Origin of the sequence: Sorangium sp. So ce834 (assembly GCF_051521425.1) — a bacterium.
GTDB lineage: Bacteria > Myxococcota_A > Polyangia > Polyangiales > Polyangiaceae > Sorangium > Sorangium cellulosum_D.
This window is the reverse complement of record NZ_CP150351.1, coordinates 11221492-11241259: the sequence shown is the minus strand read 5'-3', so window position 1 is coordinate 11241259 and position 19768 is coordinate 11221492. Positions and strand designations below refer to the sequence as shown.

General features: G+C 74.0%; 19 protein-coding genes. 13 read left to right on the top strand and 6 right to left on the bottom strand.

What is annotated here, in order from left to right; all coding sequences use genetic code 11:
- Positions 1–14 precede the first annotated feature (14 nt).
- A complete protein-coding gene (locus WMF20_RS41355; protein WP_437607187.1) occupies positions 15–1901 on the bottom strand; it encodes an APC family permease in 1887 nt (628 codons plus the stop codon).
- Between the two features lie 796 nt (positions 1902–2697).
- Between WMF20_RS41355 and WMF20_RS41350 the strand changes: the two genes are divergently transcribed.
- Together WMF20_RS41350 and WMF20_RS41345 are read left to right on the top strand one after the other, a co-directional pair.
- Positions 2698–3084 carry a hypothetical protein gene (locus WMF20_RS41350; RefSeq protein ID WP_129579410.1) on the top strand — a complete coding sequence of 129 codons (387 nt, stop codon included), beginning with the start codon at positions 2698–2700 and terminating at the stop codon, positions 3082–3084.
- A 179-nt stretch (positions 3085–3263) separates the two neighbouring features.
- Entirely contained in the window at positions 3264–3887 is a 624-nt protein-coding gene (locus WMF20_RS41345; protein WP_437607186.1) for a hypothetical protein, read from the top strand.
- Here the strand turns inward: WMF20_RS41345 and WMF20_RS41340 are convergent.
- Positions 3820–5106, bottom strand: a complete 1287-nt coding sequence (locus WMF20_RS41340) for a multidrug effflux MFS transporter (protein ID WP_437607185.1) — start codon at positions 5104–5106, stop codon at positions 3820–3822. The genes WMF20_RS41345 and WMF20_RS41340 overlap by 68 nt on opposite strands.
- A 99-nt stretch (positions 5107–5205) precedes the next feature.
- Between WMF20_RS41340 and WMF20_RS41335 the strand changes: the two genes are divergently transcribed.
- A complete protein-coding gene (locus WMF20_RS41335) occupies positions 5206–5862 on the top strand; it encodes an alpha-ketoglutarate-dependent dioxygenase AlkB family protein (protein ID WP_437607184.1) in 657 nt (218 codons plus the stop codon).
- A gap of 67 nt (positions 5863–5929) precedes the next feature.
- On the opposite strand, the gene WMF20_RS41330 is transcribed toward WMF20_RS41335, so the two are convergent.
- Both WMF20_RS41330 and WMF20_RS41325 read right to left on the bottom strand, forming a co-directional pair.
- Entirely contained in the window at positions 5930–6904 is a 975-nt protein-coding gene (locus WMF20_RS41330; RefSeq protein ID WP_437607183.1) for a hypothetical protein, read from the bottom strand.
- Positions 6901–7803, bottom strand: a complete 903-nt coding sequence (locus WMF20_RS41325; RefSeq protein WP_437607182.1) for an SPFH domain-containing protein — start codon at positions 7801–7803, stop codon at positions 6901–6903. Before WMF20_RS41325 ends, WMF20_RS41330 begins: the two co-directional genes overlap by 4 nt.
- 125 nt (positions 7804–7928) lie before the next feature.
- On the opposite strand from WMF20_RS41325, the gene WMF20_RS41320 reads away from it, so the two are divergent.
- Positions 7929–9329: a serine/threonine protein kinase gene (locus WMF20_RS41320; protein WP_437607181.1), complete on the top strand. Its 1401-nt coding sequence runs from the start codon at positions 7929–7931 to the stop codon at positions 9327–9329.
- Between the two features lie 34 nt (positions 9330–9363).
- On the opposite strand, the gene WMF20_RS41315 is transcribed toward WMF20_RS41320, so the two are convergent.
- Positions 9364–10086 (bottom strand): polyprenol monophosphomannose synthase, encoded by a 723-nt coding sequence (locus WMF20_RS41315; protein WP_437607180.1) that lies wholly within the window; start codon positions 10084–10086, stop codon positions 9364–9366.
- Between the two features lie 127 nt (positions 10087–10213).
- Positions 10214–10828: a hypothetical protein gene (locus tag WMF20_RS41310; RefSeq protein WP_437607179.1), complete on the bottom strand. Its 615-nt coding sequence runs from the start codon at positions 10826–10828 to the stop codon at positions 10214–10216.
- A 241-nt stretch (positions 10829–11069) separates the two neighbouring features.
- On the opposite strand from WMF20_RS41310, the gene trxA reads away from it, so the two are divergent.
- From trxA to WMF20_RS41265, 9 genes are all read left to right on the top strand, one after another.
- Positions 11070–11393, top strand: coding sequence for a thioredoxin (gene trxA, locus WMF20_RS41305; protein WP_129579402.1), 324 nt, complete (start codon positions 11070–11072; stop codon positions 11391–11393).
- Between the two features lie 318 nt (positions 11394–11711).
- On the top strand, positions 11712–12737 hold the full coding sequence (gap, locus tag WMF20_RS41300; RefSeq protein ID WP_129579401.1) for a type I glyceraldehyde-3-phosphate dehydrogenase: 1026 nt from the start codon (positions 11712–11714) through the stop codon (positions 12735–12737).
- A gap of 4 nt (positions 12738–12741) precedes the next feature.
- Complete coding sequence (locus WMF20_RS41295) at positions 12742–13977, top strand: phosphoglycerate kinase (RefSeq protein ID WP_437607178.1); 1236 nt, start codon at positions 12742–12744, stop codon at positions 13975–13977.
- Complete coding sequence (tpiA, locus tag WMF20_RS41290; protein WP_129579399.1) at positions 13974–14816, top strand: triose-phosphate isomerase; 843 nt, start codon at positions 13974–13976, stop codon at positions 14814–14816. Before WMF20_RS41295 ends, tpiA begins: the two co-directional genes overlap by 4 nt.
- A 118-nt stretch (positions 14817–14934) precedes the next feature.
- Positions 14935–15207: a preprotein translocase subunit SecG gene (gene secG / locus WMF20_RS41285; RefSeq protein ID WP_129579398.1), complete on the top strand. Its 273-nt coding sequence runs from the start codon at positions 14935–14937 to the stop codon at positions 15205–15207.
- Positions 15208–15213: 6 nt separating this feature from the next.
- Positions 15214–16866: a hypothetical protein gene (locus tag WMF20_RS41280; RefSeq protein ID WP_437607177.1), complete on the top strand. Its 1653-nt coding sequence runs from the start codon at positions 15214–15216 to the stop codon at positions 16864–16866.
- Positions 16863–17537, top strand: coding sequence for an acyltransferase (locus WMF20_RS41275; RefSeq protein ID WP_437607176.1), 675 nt, complete (start codon positions 16863–16865; stop codon positions 17535–17537). Before WMF20_RS41280 ends, WMF20_RS41275 begins: the two co-directional genes overlap by 4 nt.
- Positions 17534–18646 (top strand): DegT/DnrJ/EryC1/StrS family aminotransferase, encoded by a 1113-nt coding sequence (locus WMF20_RS41270; RefSeq protein WP_437607175.1) that lies wholly within the window; start codon positions 17534–17536, stop codon positions 18644–18646. Before WMF20_RS41275 ends, WMF20_RS41270 begins: the two co-directional genes overlap by 4 nt.
- A gap of 94 nt (positions 18647–18740) precedes the next feature.
- Entirely contained in the window at positions 18741–19691 is a 951-nt protein-coding gene (locus WMF20_RS41265) for a LysR family transcriptional regulator (RefSeq protein ID WP_437607174.1), read from the top strand.
- The last annotated feature ends 77 nt before the right edge of the window (positions 19692–19768 follow it).

Genomic DNA, 19768 nt, shown 5'->3' with positions numbered 1-19768 from the left:
GGGCGCGCGGCCCGTCAAGCCGCCTTCGGCGCGTCGTACAGGTAGAAGGGCGTGTTGACGATCACGATGCCCTTCCCGCCGCGGAAGAGCAGGAGCCATTTGAGGATCGAGGCGGTGTGGTTGTGGAGCAGGTAATGGTACCAGTGTGACTCGACCACCTCGGGCACGACGACCGCCACCTGCCGGTCCGGGTGGGCGTGCGCGACGGTGGTGACGAAGCGGAGCAGCGGCCTGAAGAGCCGCCGGTAACGGGACCGGACCACCACCAGCCGCGGCGCCGCGATCCCCTTCGCCCGCGCGGGCTCCTCCACGAGCTCGCGCCACTCGCCGCTGAGGTCCTCGACGCGCGGGTCGTCGAGGATCACCTGGAGCGCGTAGACCTCGGGCGAGAGCTGGAGCGCGAAGCGGAGCCCGTTCTGCGCCACGAGGTCCCAGCGCCGGATCGGCACCACCACGATCGGCGGGGGCGGCGGGGTGAGGTCGAGCGGCTGGTGGGCGCGGACGGCCTCGTCGAGCTGCTCGTAATGCGCCCGCACGCTGCGGAAGATGAGATAGGCCGCGATCACGAGCAGGGTCGAGATCCACGCCCCCTCGGAGAACTTCGAGGCGATGATGACGACGAGCGTCGCGGCCGTGGCCGTGGCACCGGTGGCGTTGATGGCGAGGTGGAGCCGGAAATGCTTGCCGCGGATCCTGTTCCAGTGCGCGACCATCCCCGCCTGCGACATCGTGAAGGCGAGGAAGGCGCCCACCGCGAAGAGCGGGATGAGGGCGTCGGTGATCCCGTGGAAGGCGACGAGCAGGATCGCCGAGAGCCCGGCGAGGACGCCGATGCCGTAGGAGAAGGCGAGGCGCCTGCCGCGGTGGATGAACGGCTCTGGCAGGAAGCGATCGATCGCGAGGAGCTGGCAGAGGCGCGGGAAGTCGGCGAAGCTCGTGTTCGCGGAGAGCAGGAGCACCGCCACGACCGCGGTCAGGGTCGCGTAGTAGAACGGGCCGCGCCCCACGACGGCGGCCACGACCTGCGAGAGGATGCTCTGATACCCGCTCTTGCCGGGCTCGGTCGCGGTGATGCCGTAGGCCTGCGTGAGGATCGCGACCCCGGCGAGCAGGATGCCGAGCGAGGCCACGATGTACGAGAGCGTCCGGCGCGCCTGAAGGCTGCTCGGCTTGCGGAAGGCGGGGACGCCGTTGCTCACCGCCTCCACGCCGGTCATCGCGGTGCACCCGCTGGCAAAGGCGTGGCAGAGCAGCGCGAGGCTCGCGGTGCCGAGCGTGGCCGGGTGCGAGGGCGGGGCGACCACGGGCGCCGGGTGCCCGCCCTGGAGGAGCGTCTTCCCGACGCCGATCGCGATCACCGCGAAGAGGCAGCCGAGGAACGCGTACGTCGGCGCCATGAACACGAGGCCCGCGGTGCGGAGCCCGCGCAGGTTGGCCGCGGTGAGCAGGACGAGGACGCCGAGGCAGAGGCCCAGCGTGTGGGGCAGCAGCGAGGGCGCCGCGGAGACGAGCGCGCCGACCCCCGCGGAGATGGCGACCGCGACGTTGAGCACGTAGTCGAGGAGCAGCGCCGCCGCCGCGACGAGGCCTGCAGAGGTGCCGAGGTTCTCCTTCGCGACGATGTACGAGCCGCCGCCGCTCGGGTAGGCGACGATCGTCTGGCGGTACGAGAAGTAAACGATCGAGAGCAGCGCGATGATCAGGGCGCTGAGCGGCACGATGTGGCGAAGGCCGAGCGTGCCGAGGGGGAGGAGCACGGTGAGCGCGGCCTCGGGCCCGTACGACGCAGACGCGAGGGCGTCGAGCCCGAGGACCGGGATCCCGGAGAACGGGCCTATCTGTTCCTTCTCCTCCTCATCCGAAGCCAGCCGCCGGCCGAACAGGAGCGTCGTGAGGGACATGCGCGTGAGGGCCGAGCAAACGATATGCCCGGGAGAGCTCCCTCGCGCGCGCGTCGCCGGGCGCGGCGTGCACACGCTGATCGCCGCGCGCTCCGCGGTATTTCAGCGAAGTAAGCGCAATGCTGGTCGAGCACGCGCGCTGCTCCATGCGAGCGGCCGGCAGCGACCGAATCGATGCCGGACTGACCGCTGCTCGCGGCGCCTCGCTCGCGGCCCGATCGAGCACAGGCGCAGGCGATCGCGTTCGAGTCGACGACGCGCGCGACTACGCTCTCGGCGTCGTGCGGAACGCTCCACGCGAGCAGGAGACGACCCCGCGATCGTGCCGCGCCGCGGACGCCCTCGGTGCTCTCGTCGTCGCCTTCGCCGTCGGGTCGCCTGGTGCCGGCCGGCCGGCAACGTCATCGACCGCGCAACCTCGTTGAGGGTGTGGCAATGTAATGTAAATCACTGATTTCGAGGTGCTTTTCTGAACCGCCGAGCGCTCGTCGGGCCTTCGCCCACATCGCCCTCGCGCTCGGAACCGCCGCCGGGCTCCGTCCGCGTCCCGGTGTCCTCGTCGGAGCGCCGCGGGCGCGTGAGCCCTTGAGGCGAGATCATTTGCCACGCCCGGCCAAGTTGCCTCATCGTCGTCGAGCGCCCGCGCACGCGATCGCCCTTGCTGCTGGCGCAGGCAGCGCGACGCGGCGTCGCTGCGCCGCCCGTTGCACGATTCTCCAGACTGGTATGTGCTTCGCATAGAGCCGGGAGCTATCGCCATCTCAGAGGCTGATCATTCAGGACGAGGTAGAGCGCTATGAGCACCATCGGTAACGACCAGTACACTTCGGCCGGGTACAAGAACGGGATCTACGAGGGCGGCTCGCAGGAGGCCGGCTCGCAGGAGTCGAGCTCGCAGCAGGCGCAGGGCGGCGACGGCGGGATGAGCCTCGACATGCTGCTCAAGTTCGCCAAGGACGTGCAGGGCAAGGTCAAGGACGTCCCCTACATCGTCCCGATCGCGATCGGCGGAGCGGCGTTCGCGATCGGCGTGCTCGCGAGCTCGAAGATCCTGCGCCAGCTCACCCTCCTCGCCGGCGGCTACGTGGTCAAGTACGCGATCCAGAACGCCCCGAAGGATCAGATCATCGACTTCGCGAAGAAGGTCGTGTCCGACTCGTTCCGGGCCTCGTCGAGGGCCTGATGCAGCGACCCACGGCGGTGTATGCAGGGTCGCTTGCCCGGAGCGCGCAGCTCCCGGTGACGGTAGCCTGAACCGGCCCTGACCCAGCCTCCGCCGCGCCGACGACGCACGCGCTCCCGTCTCCTCCCACGAAGCGATGGGGGCGCGCGCGCCGCCTGCGTACGGGTCGGGAGGACGCCATGCATCTCTACGAGAGCTTCGAGGTCCGCTGGTTTCTGCCCGCCGACGACGCCCGGGTGCAGCGGCTCACGTCGTGGTTTTCTGGCGCGTCGTCCCCCGAGCCGCCGCGGACCGACCGCTACCTCCGCGTCCAGCGCGCCGATCTCGGGATCAAGGTGCGCGGCGGGGCGGCGAGCCTGGAGACGAAGTTCCGGCGCTGCGCCTTCGGCCCCATCCACTTCTCGCCCACGATCCTGGGCGAGCTGGAGCGGTGGACCAAGCTGTCTCACCGGTCGCGGGACGCCGATGACGGGGGGCGCGGGTGGACGACGCTCAGGAAAGAGCGCCGGGTGCGGGTGTTCGGGCTGGCGAGCGGCCGCGTCGCCGAGGCGACGGGCGGGAGGATCCCCGGCGCCGGCTGTGCGGTGGAGCTGACCCGCGTCGACCTCGCGGACGGCGAGGGCGACGCCGCGCCGGCGGCGTGGACGCTGGGGCTCGAGGCGTTCGGCGCGGAGGAGACCCTCCTCGAGGCGCTCTACGGCGTGGGCCGGGCGGTGTTCGCGGAGCAGCCCGACCTCACGCTGGCGGCCGCGGACTCGAAGGGATATCCGGCGTGGCTCGCCGAGAGGTCGGCGGAGCGGTGAGGAGGTGCGCGGCCGACGCGGCGCTCGCGTCGAGCCGCCGGGCCGCCGCGCCCGCGAGCCATGAGGCCGCGCCGCAGGCGGCCATGACGGCCGCCATGGGCCGCATGGTGCCGTCGTTCAGGAGACCGACCAGCGACGAGGCGCAGGCCGCGATCGCGAACTGAACCGAGCCGAGCGCCGCGGAGGCGAGCCCCGCGCGCGCCGCTTGCCCGTCCATCGCCAGCGCCGTCGCGTTGGCGTTGATGAAGCCGAGGCTCGCCACGAACGCGAAGATCGAGCCGACCACGGCGGCGAGCCCGCCCCCGCGGCTGACCGCGACCGCGAGGAGGACCACGCCGATCGCCGTGGTCGCGGCCGTCGCCCGCGCGAGCAGCGAGGCGGGCGACCTCCGCGCGAGCAGGCGGTGGTTCAGCTGGGAGGCGGCGATGAGGCCGAACGCGTTGGCGCCGAAGATCCAGCCGTAGTGCTGGGGCGAGACGTGAAACAGCTCGATGAGCACGAACGGCGAGCCCGAGATGTACGCGAACATGCCGGCCTGGCCGAAGGCGCCCGTCAACGTGTACGCGACGAAGGCGTGATCCCGCCCGAGGGCGCGCAGGTGCGCGCCGATCGCGCGGAGGTCGAGCCGCTCGGCCCGCGAGGCCGCCGTCTCGGGCAGCGCGGCGGCCATGAGCGCGAGGCAGCCGAGGCCGAGGGCCGCGAGCAGCGCGAAGATGGCGCGCCAGCCGGCGACGAGGAGCATCCAGCCGCCGAGGGTCGGCGCGAGGATGGGAGCGGCGCCCATGACGAGCATGAGCAGCGAGAGCAGCCGCGCGGCGGCGGCCCCGCCGTAGAGGTCGCGGACCACGGCCCGCGTCACGACCTGCCCCGCAGCGCCGCCCGTGGCCTGGAGGAAGCGGAGCGCGATGAGCGACTGCACGTTCGGCGCGAGCGCGCACCCGAGCGACGCGAGCACGTAGAGCGCGAGGCCGACGTAGAGGGGGCGCTTGCGGCCGAACCGATCGGTCAGCGGCCCGTAGGCGAGCTGCCCCAGCCCGAGCCCCGCGAAGTACGCGGCGAGCGTGAGCTGCACCGCGGAGGCGGTGGTGCCGAGCTCGCGCTGCAGCGTCGGCAGGCTCGGCAGGTACATGTCGATGGAGAGCGGGCCCAGCGCCATGAGCGCGCCGAGGATGAGGGCGAGGAAACCGGGGCTCCTTCGCGGGATGGGCGAGCTCGGCATCGTTGGCGGACGAGCTATGTAGGACACGCGGCTTCCCTCGGCCAGAGGCGCTCCGCGGCCGGCCTGGCGCGCGCGCGGCGAGCGCGCTAGTCGGTCCCCGTGCGCACGCGGATCGAGCACCTCATCGAGGGCGGCTGGTTCGCCCTCCTCGATCCGTGGCTGCCGCGCGCCGAGGCGGACGCGCTCTTCGAGGCGCTGCGGGTCGGCGTCGCGTGGCGGCAGGACAAGATCAAGCTCTTCGGCGGCGAGTTCCTCCAGCCGCGGCTGTCGGCGTGGTACGGCGACCCGGGCGCGATCTACACCTACTCGGGGCTGACGCTCTCGCCCGAGCCGTGGTCGCCGCCGCTCGCCGAGCTCAAGGCGCGCGTGGAGTCGGCGTGCGCCGAGCTCCCCGTGGCCGAGCCGCCGCGCGCGTCGCGCCCGGCGTTCAACAGCGTCCTCGTGAACTACTACCGCAGCGGCGACGACTCCATGGGCTTCCACGCCGACGCGGAGAAGGAGCTCGGGCAAAATCCGCTGATCGCCTCCGTGTCGCTCGGCGCGCCGCGCCGCTTCGTCATCAAGCCCGCCCGGAAATGGAAGGACGCTCCCGCGATCGAGCTGGAGCTCGGCGGGGGGAGCCTCCTGGTGATGGGCGGGACCACCCAGCACCACCACCGCCACGGCGTGCCCAAGCAGCGCGGCGCGGGGCCGCGCATCAACCTGACCTTCCGGCGCATCCTCGGGCAGGGTCAGCGCGCCGGGGCGGGGGCGTAGCGCGGCAGCGCGCCGCCCTCGCGAGGACGCGCCGCGAGGCCGGGCGTGCTCCTGGCGCCGCGCCCCGTCAGGCGAGGTCGCCGCCGCCGAGGAGCAGCGCGGCGAGCTCCCCGGCCCGCTCCGGCGTCGCCGCGTCCTGGGCAGCGACCGTAATTGCGCGGATCTCCTCGGTTTTCCATCCACCGTGGCCGCGCTCGGGCCCGGGGCTGGACGCGGCGATCCGGACGCGCAGGAGCTCTCCGGACGCCACGACGGCGAGCTCCACGCCCCCGCCGCCCGGCCCGCCCTCGTCGCGGGAGACCGGCACGACGACGGCGCCGCGCGCCTCGAGCGCCCGCGCGAGCCGCGCGCCCGGCGCCTCGGCCGGGCCGAGCGGCGGCGACCCGCCGAGGGGGGCGAGCGCCGTGGCGAGCTCCACGGAAGCGACCGCCTCGGCCGCGCGCGCGCCGGCGCTGCGCACGGCGCGCTGCAGCCGCTCCGCGCGCTCGCCGTCGCGATCGAGCGCGGCGCGATCCGCCGGGTCGAGCCGCACCACGCAGCGGACCAGCGCGACCCCGCCGCCGCTCGGGACCTGCGCCGTCTCGAGCCGCGCGCGGCGGAGCATCGCCGCGCCGCGCGCGTCGCCCGAGGCCTCGAGCAGCGCCGCCGCCCCGCCGAGGACCGCGTCGGGGGGCGGCCGCTCCGTCGCGGCGGGGAGCGCGGCCTCCCGGTAGACCTGGTTCCAGCCGCGCCCGACGCCGGGCAGGCGCAGGACCAGCGTCAGATCGGCGAGCTCCGTCTCCGGGGTGCGCACCGCGCTCGCGAACGCGTCCTTCGCCGCCGCGAGGCGGGCCCCGTCCGCCGTGAGCGCCGCGAACGCGGGCGCGTCGACGGCGAGCGAGAGGCGCAGCGCGCTCACCTCGCGCGACCCCATCGTCCACCGCTGGGGCGGCCCGGCGAGCGCGAGCTCGGCGCCCGCGACGAGGGCCGACACGCCGCGCTCGCCGCGCGCCTCGAGCAGCGCCAGGACCGCGGCCTTCAGCGCGGTCAGCGCCGGGATCACGCCCCGCCCATGCGCCCGCGCCGCGCCGTCCGCTGCTCCTCGAGCGCGGCGTCCGCCTCGAGGGCCGCCTCGGCCTCGCGCTGCGCCTCGGCGTCGACCGGGTGCTGCCCCTCCCGGACCCGCACCGGCTGCGCCTCGGTCACGGCCGCCTCCGCCATGGCCGCGGCCGTGTGCCGCACGTCGTCGTACGGCTTCGCCAGGTCGAAGATCACCTTGGTGTTGCCCTGGCTCAGGTTCGCCAGCGCCTCGAAGCGCCGGAGCTCCATCGCCCCGGGCGAGCGCGCGAGGATGCTCGCCGCCTCGGCGAAGTTCTTCGCGCTCTCCACGTCGGCCTCGCTCTTGATGATCACGTACCGCCGATCGCGCTCGGCGATGGCCCCCTTCGCGAGCACCTCCTGCATCTGCGGCGGCAGCGCGATGTCCTGGAGGCCGATCATCTCCACGTGCAGCCCCCACGCCTCCGCGACCGCCTCGACCTGCGCGCGCACCTTGGCGGCGACCTCCTCGCGGTGGGCGAGCAGCTCGTCGAGCCGCGTCTCGCCCACCACGTCGCGCAGCACGACCTTGGCGCGGTCCTTCATCGCCGTCTCGTAGTTCTCGACGGCCAGCGTGGCCTTCTCCGGATCGACGACGCGGTAGTAGACGACCGCATCGACCATCGTGGTCACGTTGTCGCGGGTGATCACCATCTGCCGGAGGAGATCGCGGTTCTTCATCCGCATGTCGATGCGCCGGAGCTCCTGGAGCCCCGGCAGGTACATCGTGATGCCCGGGGAGACGCGGCCCGTCAGCTTGCCGAGCGTGAAGCGCAGCGCCGCTTCCCACTGGTTGATCTGCCGCAGCCCCGAGGCGAGGTAGACGACCGTGAACGTCGCGAGCAAGGTGAGGATCAGGGACATGGCCCGTCGACTCTAGCAGAGCGCTCCGCGGCGGCGGCGCGCGCCGGACGCGGGGGACGCCCGCGGTCGCGCCGGGCGGCTTCGCCCTGGTGCCGCTGCGCGGGCGGTGTACCCTCGCTCCCGCGATGAGCACCGAGCAGAGCCAGGCGTTGCGCGACGGGCGCTACGTGGTCACGCGCGCCCTGGGCGAAGGGGCTCAGGGGCACACGCTCGAGGCCGTCGACAAGCGGCTCGGCAAGCTCGTCGCGATCAAGCGGTTCCAGATCCGCGGCGCCTCGAGCTGGAAGGGCGTGGAGCTCGCCGAGCGCGAGGCGCGTGTGCTCGCCTCGCTCTCGCACCCGAGCCTGCCCGCCTACCTCGATCATTTCGAGGAGGACGGAGCGCTCTACCTCGTGATGGAGAAGATCGACGGGGAGAGCCTCGGCGCGATGCGCGGCCGCCGCGCGGTGCTCGGGCGGGACGAGATCGTCCGGTTTTTGCGGGACGCCTCGGGCGTGCTCGACTACCTCCACGGCCGCGCGCCGCCGGTCATCCACCGCGACATCAAGCCGAACAACGTGATCCGCAGGCCCGACGGCTCCTTCGCGATCGTCGATTTCGGCGCGGTCCGCGATCGCCTGCGCCCCGAGGGCGGGAGCACCGTGGTCGGCACCTTCGGGTACATGGCGCCGGAGCAGTTCCAGGGCCGCGCGCTGCCCGCGTCGGACGTCTACGCCGTCGGCGCGACCGCGCTCTGCCTGCTCACCGGCGAGGAGCCGGAGAACCTGCCGCACCGGGGGCTCGCGATCGACGTGGCCGCGGCCCTCGGCGGCCGCGCGGACCCGGGCCTCGTCCGGGCCCTCTCCGCGATGCTGGAGCCCGATCCGGAGCGCCGCGCCGCGCGCATCGCGCCGCTGCTCGCGAGGCTCGACGCGGGCGGCGGCCCCTCGGAGCGGCCGCGCGCCGGGCGCCCCTCGGAGCACGACGCGCGCAAGGCGTACCGCGACGCGCGCAAGGCGGAGCGCGACGCGCGCAAGGCGTACCGCGACGCGCGCAAGGCGGAGCGGCGCGCCCGCAAGGAGGATCGGCGCGGGCGCGGGCACGACGAGGCAGCGGCGCCGTGGCGCGGCCTCGACGGCCTGCCGCTGGCGGGCGCGCTGTTCGGCCTCACGGTCGCGCGCATCGCGGTCGGCCTCGCGCTCGGGGTGATCGTGCCGACGGTGCTGACGCTGCTGTCGCTGGTGTTCGGCCGGGTGCTGCGCGAGCAGGCGGCGCCGAGCGTGCGCCGGGCCGGCCGCGTCGCCGAGCTCGCGCTGCGCCGCGCCGCCCGCGCCGTCCGCGGGCGCCCCCCGCCGGAGGGCGCCGCCCAGCGCGATCAGGGCGCGGCGGCGCGCGTGCGCTTCGAGGACCAGGAGGCCCCCGGGCGCTCGCGCATCCACGACGCCGACGCCGACGAGGCGCTGGACGAGGAGCTCGACGATCCGGTGGCCGACGGGCGGACCCGGTCGGCCGCCGCGTCGAGGCCGCCGAGGACGGGCGGCGCTTGACGGCGGGTCGCGCGCGCTCCTGCGGGCGCGGGGGTCAGAGGCGCCCGCGCGCGGCGTCGAGCCTCAGGCGGAAGACCTCGACGATCGCCTCGGCGAAGATCCTCCGGCTCATCTTCGAGTGGCCGGCGCGGCGGTCGACGAACACGATCGGCACCTCGACGACGCGGAGCCCTTTGCGGAGCGCCCGGTAGGTCGTCTCGATCTGGAAGGCGTAGCCGTTCGAGCGCACGCTGCCGAGATCGAGCGCGAGGAGCGCGCGCCGCGTGAACGCCTTGTAGCCGGTCGTCATGTCGCGGACGCCGACGCCCAGGATGGTGCGCGCGTAGAGCGAGCCGCCCTTCGAGAGCACGTGCCGCCCGAGGCCCCAGCCCTCGACGCCACCCCCCGGCATGTTGCGCGAGCCGAGGACCACGTCCGCGCCCCCGGCGATCGCGTCGAGGAAGGCGGGCAGGTGGCCCGGGTCGTGCGAGAGGTCCGCGTCCATCTCGAACGCGACGTCGTAGCCGCCGTCGAGCGCGCGCTGGAACCCCTCCAGGTAGGCGGTGCCGAGCCCGAGCTTGGCCGGTCGGTGGAGCACGCGGACGCGCTCGTCGCGCGCGGCGAGCGCGTCGCCGAGGGCGCCCGTCCCGTCCGGCGACGCGTCGTCGACGACGAGCACGTGCGCGTCCGGGACCGCCGCGAGGACGGAGCTCACGAACTCGGCGAGGTTGTCTCGCTCGTTGTACGTCGGCGTGATGACGAGGATTCGGGGGGCCATCCTGGCTCGGCGCTGCGCGAGCGGGCGCTCGTGCGGCGAATCGTGCGGTAATCATGCGGCAGTCGCGCGGCAGTCGCGCGGCGAACCGTGCGCCTCGTGCGCCGCGTCCGCGGGTGTCCGCCCGCGCTCAGGCCTCCGGTTCGTCGGCCGGCACCGGCACCGGCGCGATCGAGAGCACCGCCGGCGCATAGACCGCGACCGTGGTCGCCTCGTCGGGCGCGCGCGCCTGGCCGTCCGCGAGGCGGTGGAGGATGTACGGCCGCGCCAGCTGCTGATGCTTCGCGGGGAAATGCGCGCCGAGCAGGTAGCCGTAGAGGCGCTTCAGATCGTCGAGGCCGCGCGGCGTGGTCGCGGCGAGGTGCATGCCGCCGTCGATGCGCAGGACCGTCACGTCGCCCTCCCGCCTGGCCGCGCCTCGGATCGGGAGCACGGCCTCGTAGCCCCACCGCGCTGGCGGATCGTTCTCGGGATCGCCTCTCAGGCCGAACAGCGGATCCTCGGCGATCGTGAGCTTCTGCCGCGCGGCCACCGCGGTCAGCCGCGCGAAGGCGGCGCGGAGCGCGGGGAGCGTGAGGGCGCGCTCGAGCGGCACGACGAGCGCCCTGGCCGTCTGGCGCCACGTCTCCTCGACGTCGTAGCCGCCGGTCGTCGCCGCGGCCGCCGCGGCCGTCGCGGCCGTCGCGGGAGCGCCGCGGCCTCGCGGGCGGCCGAGGTGCTTCGGGGGGGGCTCGTCCGACGACATCCGGGTCGGTCGATCTACCAAAACGGCGGCGCAAGCGGAAGGTTTCGCCGGGCGCGCGCCCGGCGCCGTGCCGGTTGGCGGTTGCCGGAGACGTGCGCGCCAGTTACTTTCCTTGCCCGACAGGGCGTCCGCTCTGCATCGGGCCGACCGGCTGGAGCAGCCTCGGTCAACTCGTGGGGTCGCACCCTCGGCACAGGGGGCGGCCCGGAACCTGAACAGCGCGGCACCGACGGAGACAAACATGGCGAGCCAGAACGTCCACACCCTCACCGACCAGAATTTCGAGGCCGAGGTCCTGAAATCCCCCGTCCCCGTTCTCGTGGATTTCACGGCCACCTGGTGCGGGCCCTGCAAGGCGCTCGCCCCGATCGTCGACAAGATTGCGGACGAGCTCCAGGGCAAGGTGAAGGTCGCCAAGCTCGACATCGACGGCGCTCCGGAGACCACCCGCAAGTACGGGGTGCGGAGCGTTCCGACGGTGATGGTGTTCCAGGGCGGCGAGAAGAAGGGGCAGCAGGTCGGCCTCACGACCCGCGAGAAGCTGATCCAGCTCCTCGGCGTCTGAGCCGGGCGCTCCCCGCCTGGAGGCCTGCGCGACGAAGCCCCGCCAGCGCGCCGACCGAAGCGCCGACCGAAGCGCCGACCGAAGCGCCGACCGAAGCGCCGACCGAGCGCCTCGCCCACCCGACGAAGCGCCGCCCCACCGAAGCGCCGACCGAACGCCCCGCCCGATCGCACGCCTCGTCCGACCAACCGGCCGCGGCGCGCCCGCGCCGCGGCGAGAGGCCGCTTCATCGCCCGCGCCGCGCGCGCTGAGGCTTTGCTTGACCGTCGCGCGCGAGGTGACTACGTATCGCGCCGGCCACTTTCCCAGGAGTTCGTGATGGCGACGAAGATCGCAATTAACGGTTTTGGGCGCATCGGACGCTGCATTGTCCGCGCGCTCTACGAGCGCGGCGTGAAGGATATCGAGCTGGTCGCCATCAACGACCTGACGGATCCGAAGACCCTCGCCCACCTCTTCCAGTACGACTCGATCCACCGCGAGTTCAAGGCGGCGAAGGTCGGCGCCGGCGACAAGCACATCAGCATCGGCGACCAGAAGATCGAGGTCCTCGCGCTGAAGGACCCGGCCGAGCTGCCGTGGAAGAGCCTCGGCGTCGACATCGTCCTCGAGTGCACGGGCCTCTTCACGGACAAGGCGAAGGCCGCCGGCCACCTGAACGCCGGCGCCAAGCGCGTGATCATCAGCGCGCCGGCCAAGGGCCACGACCTCACGGTCGTCATGGGCGTGAACGACGAGCTCTACGACGCGCAGAAGCACACGGTCATCTCGTGCGGCTCCTGCACGACGAACTGCCTCGCCCCCATCGCCAAGGTGATGCTCGACAACTTCGGCATCGTCCGCGGCCTGATGACGACGGTGCACTCGTACACGAACGACCAGCACCTGCTCGACATCCCGCACCGGAAGGGCGACCTGCGCCGCGCGCGCGCCGCCGCGGTCAACATGATCCCCTCGAGCACCGGCGCCGCGAAGGCGCTGTCCGAGGTCATCCCGTCGCTCAAGGGCAAGTTCGACGGGCTCGCGATCCGCGTCCCCACGGTCGACGTCTCGCTCGTGGACCTCACCCTCGAGACCGAGAAGCCGATCACGAAGGACAGCATCAACGCCGCGATGAAGCAGGCCGCCGAGCAGGGTCCGATGAAGGACATCCTCGACTACACCGACCGGGAGCTCGTCTCGGGCGACTTCATCGGCTCGCCGGCCTCCAGCACGTTCGACGCCACCATGACGTCGGTCCTCGGCGACCGCTTCGCGAAGATCTTCTCGTGGTACGACAACGAGTGGGGCTTCTCGAACCGCATGATCGACCTCGCGCGGCTCGTGGCGAAGAAGGGCGTGTAGCGCCGTGAAGCTCACCGGAATCCGCTCTGTCGAGGACCTCGCCGCGGCCGGCGACGCTGGCGGCCTCAGCGGCAAGCGCGTCTTCATCCGCGTCGACTTCAACGTCCCGCTCGACAAGAAGACGGGCAAGATCACGGACGACTCGCGCATCCGCGAGGCGATCCCGACGATCAAGCTCGTCATGGAGGCGGGCGCGAAGGTGATCCTCGCGTCGCACCTCGGCCGCCCGAAGCCGGGCAAGACCGAGGGGCTCTCCCTGGAGCCGTGCGGTGGGCGGCTCAGTGAGCTCACCGGCTACGAGGTCCACCTGCCCGACGACTGCGTCGGCGACTCGCCCAAGAAGGTCATCTACGACCTGCGCGCGGGCCAGATCTGTCTCCTGGAGAACCTCCGCTTCCACGAGGAGGAGGAGAAGGACGACGAGGGCTTCGCGCGCCAGCTCGCCGAGCTCTGTGACGTCTACGTCGACGACGCCTTTGGCGCCGTGCACCGCGCTCACGCGTCGGTGCACGCGCTGCCGCGCCTCGTGCGCGAGCGCGCCGCCGGCCTGCTCCTCCTCAAGGAGCTCAAGGCGCTCACCCGGCTCACCGATCGCCCGGAGAAGCCGTACGTCGCCGTCCTCGGCGGCGCCAAGGTCTCCGACAAGATCGACGTCGTCGAGGCGCTCCTCAACGTGGTCGACACCCTGTGCATCGGCGGCGCGATGGCGAACACCTTCCTCGCCGCGCAGGGCAAGAACGTGCAGAAGAGCCGGATCGAGGAGGACAAGCTCCCGCTCGCGCGCACGATCATGAGCAAGGCGCGCGATCGGGGCATCCAGCTCCTGCTCCCGGTCGACGCCGTGGTCGCCTCGGGCATCGACGCGACGCAGGGCGAGGCCGCGTCGGTCGACGCGATCCCCGAGGGCACGATGGCGCTCGACATCGGCCCCCGCTCGGTCGAGCTGTTCGGCAAGGCGATCGAGAAGGCGAAGACGGTGTTCTGGAACGGCCCGATGGGCCTCTTCGAGACGCCCGCCTTCTCCAGGGGCACGTTCGACGTCGCGCGCATCATGAGCGGCGCGTCCGGCTTCACGGTGGTCGGCGGCGGCGACAGCGCGGCGGCGGTCAAGCAGGCCGGCGAGCAGATCGCCAAGGGCTTCGATCACATCTCGACCGGCGGCGGCGCTTCGCTCGAGCTCATCGAGGGCAAGCGGCTGCCGGGCGTCGAGGCGCTCCGGTCGGCCGAGGTGAGCGAGTGAAGCCCGTGAACGACGGGGGCGCGCCCGAAGCCACGGGCGCCGCCCCGCGGGCGGGCTCGCGTCGTCCGCTCATCGCCGGCAACTGGAAGATGAACGCCGGCGGGCAGGACGCCTGCCCGCTGGCGGCGGCCGTCGCTAAGGCGACCCGCGAGCTCAATCGGGCCGAGGTGGTGGTCGCGCCGCCGTTTACCGCGATCGCCGCCGTGGCGCACGAGCTCGCGGAGGCGAAGAGCGAGGTCGGCATCGCCGCGCAGAACATGAGCGCCGAGGTCTCCGGGGCGTTCACCGGCGAGATCTCCTCGGGCATGCTCAAGGACGCAGGGGCGACCTGGGTCATCCTCGGCCACAGCGAGCGGCGGCAGCTGTTCGCCGAGACCGACGAGTCGGTGGCCCGGAAGGTCGCCTCGGCGATCGCGGCCGAGCTGCGCCCCATCGTCTGCGTCGGCGAGACGCTCGAGGAGCGCGAGGCGGGCGACACGCTCGCCGTGGTCGAGCGCCAGGTCCGCGCCTTCCTCGACGAGCTCGCCAAGCAGCCCGGCTTCGGCGTCATCGCCTACGAGCCGGTCTGGGCGATCGGGACGGGCAAGGTCGCGCGCGCCGAGGACGCCCAGGAGGTGCACGCGTTCATCCGCGGCCTGCTCGCGAAGGCCTCGGAGGACCTCGCCGGCGTCACGCGCATCCTCTACGGCGGCAGCGTCAAGGCCGACAACGCCGAGGGGCTGCTTGCCCAGGACGACATCGACGGCGCCCTGGTCGGCGGGGCCTCGCTCGACGCCGCCGGCTTCGCCAAGATCGTCGACGCCGCGCACCGACTGGCGGAGCGCGCCGAACAGGGGTAGATCGGCGGGCCGCCCCCGCCTCACCGCGGTGGCGCCGGCCTGCCCTCTCGCACCCCTCTCGTACGTTTGCCCCCTGGGCCCGTCGTGCAGGCCAGAACGACCCAGCAGAAAGACGCCGATGCTTCACACGTTCCTCAACATCGTGCACGTGTTCGTCTGTCTGTTCCTGATCCTCGTCGTGCTCCTCCAGCAGGGCCGCGGGGGCGGGATGGGCTCGGCCATGGGCGGCGCGACGGTCCAGGTGTTCGGCGGCCGCGGCGCGGGCAACTTCATGACCCGCCTCACGGCCATCTGCGCCGCCGTCTTCATGACGACGAGCGTGGCGCTCGCCTATCTCTCGTCGGCGGGCGACCGCGAGCTGCGCGAGTTCGAGCGATCCCAGGAGAAGTAGGCTCGCGTGCTGCGGCCCGCTCCTGCGTCGGGGAGGGAGGCTGGCAGGGCGCTCGACGCGGGGTCGATCGCGGGTGGGGCCGTGGCCTCCGCCGTCCCTCTCGCGCGCGACCTTGCCCTCGTCGCTCTCGCCAAGGCTGCAGTCTCCGCGCTGGTCCTCGCGCTCGGCTTCCGGGCGGTCAGCGACGACGACTTCGCGCGCGTGGTCCTCGCCCAGGCGTGGGCCCACGCGCCCCGGCTCGACCCGACCGGGACGAGCTGGCTCCCCGTCCCCTTCTGGCTCAACGGCGCGCTCTTCCGCGTCTTCGCGCCGACCCTCGAGGTCGCCCGCGCCGTCGCCTTCGTGCTCGGCGTCGCGTCGGCCGCGCTCATCTACATCTCCGCCCGCTGGATCACGGGCGACCGCCGCGCCGCGCTCGCCGGCACGCTGCTCGCCGGCGCCTTTCCGTGGAGCGCCTGCCTCGGCGTGGCGACGGTCCCCGAGCTGCCGACCGCGGCGCTCACGCTGTTCGCGGTGGCGTCGCTCGTCACGCCGCCGGCCGGGCCTGCGCCCCCGGCCGGCCGCGCCCTGCTCGGCGCGCTCGCGCTCGCGCTGGCGACGCTCTCCCGGTACGAGCCCTGGCCCGTCGCCGCCGTCTTCGCGGCGATGGCGCTTCTCTCGGCCGCCCGCCTCGGCCAGGGCCGCGCCGCGCAGGCGACGCTCGCGCTCGCGGCGCTCGCGGCGCTCGCCGGGCCCGCCGCGTGGATCGCCTGGAACCGCGTCGCCCACGGGGAGGCGCTGCACTTCCTCGCCCGCGTCGCCTCGTACCGCAGCGCGCTCGGCCCGGGCAGCGACGGCACCCTGCTGCGGCTCTTCGCGTATCCCGCCGCGATGGTCCGCGAGGAGCCCGAGCTCTTCCTGAGCCTCATCGCCCTCGCCCTCGTCGCCTGGCGCGCCCGCCGCGGCGCCGCGCCGGGGGCCGCCCGCCCGTTCCCGCCGCTCCTCCGCGCCGCCCGTCCATACGCGCTCCCCGGCGCGGTCGCCGCCTTTCAGATCGGGGCGCTCTCGCTCGCGCTCGTGCGCGACGGCGCGCCCACGCATCACCCCGAGCGCGCCGCCCTCCTCGCCTTGCTCCTGCTCGCGCTCGCCGTCGGCGATCTCCTGGCGCGCGCCTTCCGCGGCGCCTCGTCCGGGGCGCGGCGGGCGCTCGGCGGCGCGCTCCTGGCCGTGCTCTGCGTCGGCCTCTTCTTCCGCCCCCACCTGCGCCGCGAGCATTTCAACCCGCGGGCCGACGAGGTCGCCATCGGCCGCGCCGCCGCGGAGCTCACGCCGCCCTCGGCGCCCCTCCTGATCGAGGTCGTCGACTATGGCCACCTCGCGACGCTCGCCGCCCTGGGCCGCCCGTGGGGCGCGCACCCGGATCGCTCGATCGATCCCCGCGATCCTCCGGTCCGCTCGAGCTTCGACGACCCCGCGTCGCTCGCGCGCCGCGCCGCCGGGCTGGGCGCCGTCTACCTCATCGGGCGCGTCCGGCCGCCCGTGCTCGACGTCGCCGGCCCGCCGCTCGCGACGCGCGGCGCCTTCGGGCTCTGGGCCGCGCCCTCGGCGGCCGGCGCGCCGGAGGACCGCGCCCGGCGCCCCGCGCCTCCCGCCGACCCGGCGCCGGAGGCGGCGCCGTGAGCCAGCCCGCGAGGCCGTTCTTCGCGCACGCGTCGGCGTGCATCGACGAGCCGTGCGACATCGGCGAGGGCACGCGGATATGGCACTTCTGCCACGTCTCCGCGGGCGCGCGCATCGGCCGCGACTGCGTCCTCGGGCAGAACGTTTTCGTCGCGGGCACCGCCGTCATCGGCGATGGCGTCCGGATCCAGAACAACGTGTCTGTCTATGATGGCACCCTGGTCGAGGACGACGTGTTCCTCGGCCCCTCCGCCGTCCTCACCAACGTCGTCAACCCGCGCGCGCAGATCGACCGCCGCGCCTTCCTCGACAGGACGCGCATTCGCCGCGGCGCCACCGTGGGCGCGAACGCCACCATCGTCTGCGGCGTCACGATCGGGCGCCACGCGTTCATCGGCGCCGGCGCCGTGGTCACCCGCGACGTCCCCGACTACGCGCTCGTCACCGGCGTGCCGGCCCGGCGCACCGGCTGGATGAGCCGCCACGGTCACAAGCTCGTCGCCTCGCGCGACGGCCTGATGCGCTGCCCCGAGAGCGGCTACCGCTATGAGCGCCGCGGCGAGATCGTCCGTTGCCTCGACCTCGACGAGGACGCGCCGCTGCCGGCGCCCCGCGCCGCGGCCGCGCGCCATTACCGCGATCTCCCCCCGGCGGAGGACGTCGAGGGATGACGCCGCCGGTCCCCTTCTTCGATCGCGCCCGCGGCGATCTCGCCATGCAGGACGAGCTCACCGCCGTGTTCCAGTCGGTGGTCCAGAGCGGCCGCTACATCCTCGGTCCGGAGGTCGAGGCCTTCGAGTCGGAGTGCGCCGCGTACCTCGGCGTCCGGCACGCGATCGGCGTCTCGTCCGGCACCGACGCGCTGCTCGCCGCGCTGATGGCGCTCGGCATCGGCGTGGGCGACGAGGTGGTGTGCCCCGCGTACACCTTCTTCGCGACCGCGGGCGCCGTCCATCGGACCGGCGCGCGGCCGGTCTTCGCGGACGTGCTCCCCGGCTCCTTCAACCTGGATCCCGCCGCCCTGGCGCGCGCCCTGACCGCGCGCACCCGGGCGGTCGTCGCCGTCCACCTCTTCGGCGCCTGCGCGCCCATGGACGAGCTCCTCGCCGTCGCGCGGGGCGTGCCGGTCCTCGAGGACGCGGCCCAGGCGTTCGGCGCCGAGCGCGCGGGCCGCCGCGCGGGCGCGCTCGGGCTCCTCGGGTGCTTCTCGTTCTTCCCGACCAAGAACCTCGGCGGCTTCGGCGACGGCGGGCTCGTGACCACCGACGACGGCGACCTCGCCGAGCGCGTCCGCGCGCTGCGGGCGCAGGGCGCTCGCGAGAAGCACCGCCACACGGTGGTCGGCGGCAACTTCCGGCTCGACGCACTCCAGGCGGCGCTCCTCCGGCGCAAGCTGCCGCGGCTCGGCGCGCTCCTCGAGCGGCGGCGCGGCCACGCCGCGCAGTACGCGTCGCTCCTCGGCGGCGCGGGCCTGCCGATCTCGCTGCCGGACGCCGACGCCGCCGGGCACACGTTCAACCAGTACGTGATTCGCCTGCACGACGCGTCCCTGCGCGACCGCTTGCGGAGCTTCCTCGCCGCGCGGGGCATCGGCACCGAGATCTACTATCCGGCGCCGCTCCACCTTCAGCCCTGCTTCGCGCCGCTCGGCCCGCCCGCCGGCGCCCTCCCGGTCGCCGAGTCCGCGGCGCGCGAGACGCTCGCGCTCCCCATCTTCCCCGAGCTCACGGGGGAAGAGGTCGCCCGCGTGGCGGCCGCGATCCGCGCGTTCTTCGGCTGACGGTCGGCCTTCCCGCGCGCGAGCAGGAGCGCGCGGGACATCTCGAGCGAGCGCCGGACGGCGAGCCCCGGCGGCCGCGGCGTACAATCGGCGCGTGGAGACGAGGATCCGTGAGCTCGGTTCATCCATCGACCCGAGCGAGGCCGCGCACGCGCTGAGGCTCCTGGTCGCGATCGCGGATCTGCGCTCGTTCTCCGCGGCGGCGGAGCGGCTCGGGCTCACGCCGTCGGCCGTGAGCAAGGCCGTCTCCCGCGCGGAGGCGCGGCTCGGCGTGCGGCTCGTGCAGCGCACGACGCGCCGGGTCTCGCTCACCGACCTCGGCGAGGCGTACGTCGCGCGCGGCCGGCAGCTCCTCGCCGACGTCGAGTCGCTCGAGCGCGACATCGCCGCGCGCGACCAGGCGGTGCGCGGTCCGCTGCGCGTCGCGGCGCCGGCGGTCTACGGCGCGTGCCGCGTCGCCCCGATCTGCGCGTGCTTCCAGGCCGAGCACCCGGGCGTGACCGTCGATCTCCGCTGCGGCGACCGGCTCGCCGACCTGGTCGAGGAGCGGATCGACGTCGCGGTCCGCATGGTCACCGCCCCGCCCGCCGAGCTCGTCGCGCGCCCGCTCGAGGACGACCGGCGCGGCCTCTACGCGAGCCCGGGCTACCTCCGCCGGCGCCGCGCCCCGCGCGACGCGACCGAGCTCGGCGCGCACGCCGGGCTCCGCTACGGCCCGGGCGGCGCGTCGCACGTCGTCTTTCGCCTCGTCGAGCCCGGCGGCGCCGAGGCGCCGGTGCGGGTGCCCGCGGTCTTCTCGAGCGACAGCGTCCTCGCGGTCCTCGAGGCGACGCGCGCCGGCCTCGGCCTGGCCGAGCTCCCCGCGTACCTCGTCGCGGACGACGTCGCCGCCGGCCGCCTGCGCGAGGTGCTCGCCGGGTGGCTGCCGGTGCGCCGCCGGGTCGTCGCGGTGTACCTCCCGTCGCGCTTTCTGCCCGCGCGCGTGCGCGCGTTCGTCGACCACCTCGCCGGCGCCCTGCGCGCGCCGGACCGACCGCGGCGCTGACGGCGGCGAAGCATCGTCGGGTCCGGAAGCCCCTTAGGGCGGATCTACCGCGGCGCCGGGCCGCGCGACCCTGCCTG